General features: G+C 53.8%; 10 protein-coding genes. 9 read left to right on the top strand and 1 reads right to left on the bottom strand.

The window, feature by feature from the left end; genetic code table 11:
* The 9 genes from Q368_RS0122595 to Q368_RS0122560 all read left to right on the top strand — a co-directional run.
* The coding region (locus Q368_RS0122595) for a hypothetical protein (RefSeq protein WP_211249807.1) at positions 1-418 on the top strand (418 nt) is incomplete at its 5' end.
* 330 nt (positions 419-748) lie between these two features.
* On the top strand, positions 749-1,267 hold the full coding sequence (locus Q368_RS26365) for a CC0125/CC1285 family lipoprotein (RefSeq protein ID WP_156955896.1): 519 nt from the start codon (positions 749-751) through the stop codon (positions 1,265-1,267).
* A 12-nt stretch (positions 1,268-1,279) separates the two neighbouring features.
* On the top strand, positions 1,280-1,480 hold the full coding sequence (locus Q368_RS0122590; protein ID WP_029461279.1) for a hypothetical protein: 201 nt from the start codon (positions 1,280-1,282) through the stop codon (positions 1,478-1,480).
* Positions 1,481-1,596: 116 nt separating this feature from the next.
* Entirely contained in the window at positions 1,597-1,737 is a 141-nt protein-coding gene (locus Q368_RS0122585) for a toxin-antitoxin system HicB family antitoxin (RefSeq protein ID WP_029461278.1), read from the top strand.
* Between the two features lie 77 nt (positions 1,738-1,814).
* Positions 1,815-2,021 (top strand): hypothetical protein, encoded by a 207-nt coding sequence (locus Q368_RS0122580; RefSeq protein WP_029461277.1) that lies wholly within the window; start codon positions 1,815-1,817, stop codon positions 2,019-2,021.
* Positions 2,014-2,307: a hypothetical protein gene (locus tag Q368_RS0122575; RefSeq protein ID WP_029461276.1), complete on the top strand. Its 294-nt coding sequence runs from the start codon at positions 2,014-2,016 to the stop codon at positions 2,305-2,307. Before Q368_RS0122580 ends, Q368_RS0122575 begins: the two co-directional genes overlap by 8 nt.
* The gene (locus tag Q368_RS0122570; protein WP_029461275.1) at positions 2,300-2,638 is read left to right on the top strand and encodes a hypothetical protein; all 339 of its coding nucleotides are present in this window, start codon (positions 2,300-2,302) and stop codon (positions 2,636-2,638) included. Before Q368_RS0122575 ends, Q368_RS0122570 begins: the two co-directional genes overlap by 8 nt.
* Positions 2,631-3,005 (top strand): hypothetical protein, encoded by a 375-nt coding sequence (locus Q368_RS0122565; protein ID WP_029461274.1) that lies wholly within the window; start codon positions 2,631-2,633, stop codon positions 3,003-3,005. The genes Q368_RS0122570 and Q368_RS0122565 overlap by 8 nt, the downstream gene beginning before the upstream one ends.
* Positions 3,006-3,354: 349 nt before the next feature.
* The gene (locus Q368_RS0122560; protein ID WP_029461273.1) at positions 3,355-3,798 is read left to right on the top strand and encodes a Panacea domain-containing protein; all 444 of its coding nucleotides are present in this window, start codon (positions 3,355-3,357) and stop codon (positions 3,796-3,798) included.
* A gap of 1,805 nt (positions 3,799-5,603) precedes the next feature.
* Here the strand turns inward: Q368_RS0122560 and Q368_RS0122550 are convergent.
* The coding region (locus tag Q368_RS0122550) for an ATP-binding protein (RefSeq protein ID WP_029461271.1) at positions 5,604-5,835 on the bottom strand (232 nt) is incomplete at its 5' end.

The following is a 5,835-nucleotide window of genomic DNA, read 5'->3' as shown; positions in this document are numbered from 1 at the left end:
CTGCCCGCCCCCACCTGGCGACAACGTGTTCGGCGAAAGACAGAATGTAGGTTCCCCCTCCCTCGAAGCCTCGGGCCTCCCCCCGGGGCTTTTTTATGGTTCCCACCTTGGCGGCCATCCTCGCCCGTGGCATCCTGCGACCATGCCGAAACCGTTTGACCCGTTGCACTGGCTGGCCACCAAGGACACAGAGGCGTTCCTCGATCCTGCCGGGCAAGTGCGTCTCCGCTTCGGCCAGTTCGTGCGCCAGGAGGATAGGCCGCGCATCCGCCGAGTGATCGAGCGTTGGTATCTGCCCGTGCTGCGGCTCCAGTTGGACGTTGAGCCAGGGACGCGGCCCCGGTCGGTCTATCAGCTTTTGGCCGCCGGGAAGCTCAAGATCGTGGAGGGACGGTATCGGATCACGGCAGGGGGATAGGTTGTCGGGCGTGATTTTGTCCCCATTGTCTCCGGGATGAAGTGGCGTGGGTGCTTGGTTTTCGTCGGGTGATTCATTTGAATCACTTTGCCGATTAGCCCTGATGGTTCTGCTGATAAGCGTCCTCGGGTTCACCTTCGCCTCGAACACCCGCTCTATTTCTGCCGCAAGCTCGCGGCCAATCTCGCGCAACGATTTTTTTGTATCGCCTCGCTCGGAAAGTTCTTCTTCGATGCGCTTGCGGGTAGGTAGCCCGATATTTTTTTGCTGTTCCCCTTGCCGGGACTGCGGGCAAACAAGTATCAGGTTGTAGGCGCAACGGAGGTCGTTATGAATAAGTTCCTGGCGATGGCGTTGGGGGTTGTGATGGTGGCCGGGTGCGCTTCTCCGTACCAAAGTCATGGTCTGGGAGGAGGTTACGATGATATCGCTTTAGCTCCAAACATCTATCGAGTGTCTTTCCGTGGGAATGGATATACATCCATGGAAAGGGCAAAGGACTATGCTTTACTAAGAGCTGCTGAAATAACAATTTCAAATGGGTATCAATTCTTTATCATAACAACAGATGAATCGGATGCCAAAAGGATGAGCATATATGTCCCAGGAGAAACGCACACGAATTATTCTGGCACGACAACTGGAACATTATATAGAAATGGAAATTTTAATGCGAATTCATATGGTACAGCCACAACGTATAGTACGCCTGGTTATAGTTTCGACATAACAAAACCGAAAGCCGTCTTTATGGTTGTAGCATTTAAAGATTCAGCCTCAGCACCGAGGGGGGCATTTGATGCCATATTTATTCAGAGGTCAATCAAAACAAAGTACAATATAAATTAAGGGGATAGCAGAATGGACGACAAGGAGATAGAGAAATTAGCAATCGAAAAAGCTGTTGATATGATAAAAGGATTCGAGGAAACGGCAAAAACAAGACAACTTGATGCTATCTATTACGAGTTAAACAAGTTGGGGTTGATTACTTATGCGCATCTGGCTGTCGTATTTGTCATTTTACTTGTTTTGATATATAAATTCTTTGTGACAAACTGATGCTATCTCTCAGGTCCGAAGGCGCTGGCGCGATTGGAGGTCACGGGAGTATTGCTCGGGGGGAAGTTGACAGGCCAGGTAATAAAACTTAGAAAGTTGGGAAGGAGTCGCGGAGAGTGAAAGCTATCAACATAAAAATCTTCCCTGACGATCTTCACCGAGAAGCGAAAGCCCAGGCGGCAAAGGAGGGGAAAACCCTTCAGGACTGGATTATCGAAGCTGTCAGGGAGAAATTAGAGCGTTCCAAGAGCGTTTAGTCGCAAAAACGGCCCGGCCCGGAGGTGCGAACTCCGAACCGAGCCTAACCCTAACCCACCTTAGCCGGAGGTGAATTATGGCTGACCGTCCAGTTATCTTTTCTTGCGTCCGCGTTCAATCCCAACCCCACGCCCTCGCCGCCGCCCACGCCTGGACGCTCCTCAAGGCCCTGTGCGGCCATTCCCGCCCATTCTTCGACGATGGCCCGGCCGCGCTGCCCGTGGAGCCCTGCGCGCCCATTCTCCCCATCCTGCCGGGCATGGTTGAGGTGCGCCATGGATGAAAAGACCTACTGCCTTTCCGTTGCCGGGGTGGCCGATGCCGCCTTGCTCCCGGTCAGGTCGTTCAAGGAACTCCTCATCAACTTGGATGAAAAAGGGTTGACCGTTGACCCTATCGGCGTGGGCGTTGTCCTGGAATCGCTGCTGGAGACGGCCGAGCGGAAGATAAACGAGATGCAATCCCCGCTGAATGCGCAGTTTGGCCGCGTGTTCTTCCAGATTGCAACGACTGCCTATCCTGACGCGGAACCAGGCGCTATCGTCGGAGTGGAGGTGGGACATGAATGAAGCGGATTACACCGAAGTCCTTCCCGAAGCGGTCACCATGGCCTTTGCCCCGTTGCGGGCCTTTGGCGACCTCCTGTGCGAATACAACGTGAAGGGTGTGAGCCTCCATCCTCTGGATGTGGGCGTGGTACTCGCGGCCCTGACCGATTATTCGCAACGCCAGCTTGCCGACACCCTGAACGTGGTGGAAGCCAAGGTGGGAAAAATCAAAGTGGGCTTCGTCGGCGATGCCTGCACCATAGCGGACAAGGCTGTAGATGCCGAACTAACCCTGGCACCAAAGAGAAAAGCCCCGCGCCCGACCGAAGGCATGGAGGTGAAGCATGCCTAACGCCAAGCCCAAAATCCACGCCATGAAAGAACACAGGCCGATGATGCGGATTGACGTTGAAAAGGCGGAATCTCTGGCGAAGCTCATCAAAGAGAAACAAAACGAGCTTTACAAGTTACATGACACCTTCATTGACGCCATAAACGCGCCATTCAATCATGTTGCAACTTGCAACAGAGGGGAAGAAGGCCAGGACGCTTACGAGTTTATGAGAGCTGCGAATTACTTCTTTCAGCAGTATGCCATGGACCTTTTAGTTAACAGCAAAAAAACGGGCGATGCTATAAAGATGGCTGTAGCTGCCTTGCGCATTTTCAAGAGCCAACAACAGAACCGTGCTACCGTTGGAGCTGAATCCCACGCGTAGGACATCGGCAACCGGATCATGGGCGGCCTGCATCTTCGGAGGTGGGCCGCTTTCTCGTTGCTGGGCCTGTCCCCCGTGTGTCCCCCGGCAGGGTGGTAAGTAACTGGAATCGTTCAAAGGTAACGAATCGCTACTTTTGAATTGGCACATGCAAGCGGCTGGAATTGTTCAAAGACGTTCAGGAGACGGTTTTGATTCTCTACCCTGGACACAACCCGAAATGCCCGGCAGAATCGGAAGAACCGGGGCGAATCAGCTTGATTTCCCCAGGTGAATGACTATGAAATACCAATAGCGTTCAGGGGCTTTCAGGAACCCCACGGAACGCCAAGGGGCAGAGGGACAGAAAATGGTTTCCGCGCTTGATGTTGCCGCCTTCATCCTTCGGGAGAAGGGGCCGCTGACCGCCATGAAGCTGCAAAAGCTGGTTTACTATTCCCAAGCATGGTCCTTGGTTTGGGATGAGGAGCCGCTTTTCTGCGAGGACGTCCAGGCGTGGACCAATGGTCCTGTGGTCCCGGAACTTTTCCAGGCGCACAGGGGACGCTTCAAGGTGGACACTATCCCTGGAGGCGACCCGGAGAAGCTCGACGCCAAACAGGCCGAGACGGTTCGCGGGGTGCTGGGCTACTACGGCGACAAAACTTCGCAGTGGTTGAGCGACCTTACCCATATGGAAGACCCCTGGAAGAATGCGCGTCATGGTTGCCCGGATGGTGCGTCCTGCAATACCGTCATCGGGCATGACGCCATGGCCGAGTATTACGGCAGCATTGACCCCGACCCTGCCTGATGGGCAAGAAACGACCCGTTCAAAAAGCCCTCCCTCCCGACCTCAGGAAGCAGCCCCGAGGAGCAGACAAGGCCCGGGGAGCCGATTCGGAAAGGATCACTTGGCAGTTTCAGGCGCTTGACCCAGACGGCCCATGGGGTTGGCGGGGCATTGACCCTGCCGTGATCTGGGACCGCATCTTCCACCGTGCCCGCCACCTGGAATCCATGACTTGGGCGCAAATCATGGACACGGGAAGCCATCCTATCCCCGTTGAAAGCATCGCTCCCGAGGCACAACGCCGGCTTGAGGCAATCGGCCAAGCGGACGTAGACGAAATCTTTTCCCTACGGTTCACAGGGAAGGAGCGTCTTTGGGGAATCCGTGACCGCCACATTCTCAAAGTCCTTTGGTGGGACCCTGAGCACAAAGTTTGCCCGTCTTACAAAAAGCACACCTGACGACATCCTCTTGGCTGCCGTGGCCCGTAGCGCCTCCCTGCTGCGTCCTGGCGGTCTGTCCGGGCAAAGTGTCATGGCGGGGCTGGCGTCGATCCTGGCGAGGATATGGGGCTGTGGGCCGGCTGTGGGATGGATTCAGAATCCTGAACCCATGTGGGGCCGGGAACCCCACTTTGCCGGGCAAGCCCTGCGCTGAACGCAGACCTTCGGCTGGCGACAAGGTGCGATTTGAAAACGCGGCTTCGACGGGCCGAAAATTCGGCCGGTTGCCCGGACGGTGCGGGCCGCGAAAGCGTTCATCGAAGCGGAGTTGGCGAAATATGGGACGTGGGAAGAATTTAGGGACTCTGCACGCGGAGGCCCTATTCAGGATGTCATCGAATCCGAGCCTTCTTACCGAAGCATCAAGGGCCAAGGAGTAGGGATTTCAGCCATCCACGCCTTCCTCGGCAAGCAGTGGTCCCGCTACCTCATCGAGAATACCCGGCAGGCTGAGAGTGAAGGATTCTTCCCTGTAGCGGGCAGGCAAGTTGATCCTGCGTCAACTCGATGGGCAGGCCGGGCACTGAGCGTAATTTTACGCTGAGCTGTCGGAGGGGGTGGGCTGGAAAACGCGGGTGAACAGGCAACCGGCATCACCAGACTTCACGGGCCTGCACATTTCTAACTGCCCCCAGTACTGCCACCAGATTCCAAAGAGCAAGAAAAAAGGCACTCAAACTTTCGTCTAAGTGCCTGATATTTTTGGAGCCAGCGAGGAGACTCGAACTCCTGACCTGCTGATTACGAAGCCACAAATTTTGGCTAATCACTTGAATTTATTGGTACAGCCAATTTGATTTGTTGGCGGCCAGCCAACAAAATAAACTCGTGCGGGATTGAGCATTTGGCGTTCTTTTGGTAAATTTTTGGCGACCATTTCTGCGTTCTATCCATCCTGACTGTCTGTAATTAATCACTCCAGATCGATCTATGCAAGCAAGCTAAAGCTGCAACAGGAACGTTCTGAGGCATTGACCGTCCATATCTGTAGCACTTCTCCAGCAATTACATAAATATCACATTATATTACAACAAATATCAATCAAGAGAATAACGTTTAATTCGACAATTTATTTACATTAGTTGCGATTGCTATTGTACGCAAGACCCTTGCGCTGCAAGTAGAACGATCAAGCTGAAAATATTTCATACACTACAGCTAGCGTATTTAATTATTGACAAGACAAGTTCAAGAAAGGATATTAAAGATCTTCCTGTGTGTACCACAGGATGCAGACTAGCTTTTTTGGAGCAGGATCACCTATTTTACCAAAAAAATCCAGGCTGTGCTCAGCGTCAATTACTCCTGGGCACTGACGACAACTATTCTTGTGCACGCACCTCGGCTTCAGCCAAGCGATCTTCGGGTATGAGTTCAGCGCCGCGTCCGTGGTCATTGCCGCGAAGCTGAGTGTCCGCATTCCGCTTTTGCGCTTCCTGGTTCCGGTAACTCTGGCCGGTCAGCTCCAGGATGACGCAATGGTGGACCATCCGGTCGATGGCCGCCGCCGTGGTCATGGAATCTTTAAAGATTTTGTCCCATTGCGAGAACACG

The organism is Solidesulfovibrio alcoholivorans DSM 5433 (genome assembly GCF_000702665.1).
GTDB classification, from domain to species: domain Bacteria; phylum Desulfobacterota; class Desulfovibrionia; order Desulfovibrionales; family Desulfovibrionaceae; genus Solidesulfovibrio; species Solidesulfovibrio alcoholivorans.
This window is presented reverse-complemented; position numbering and strand designations above follow the sequence as displayed.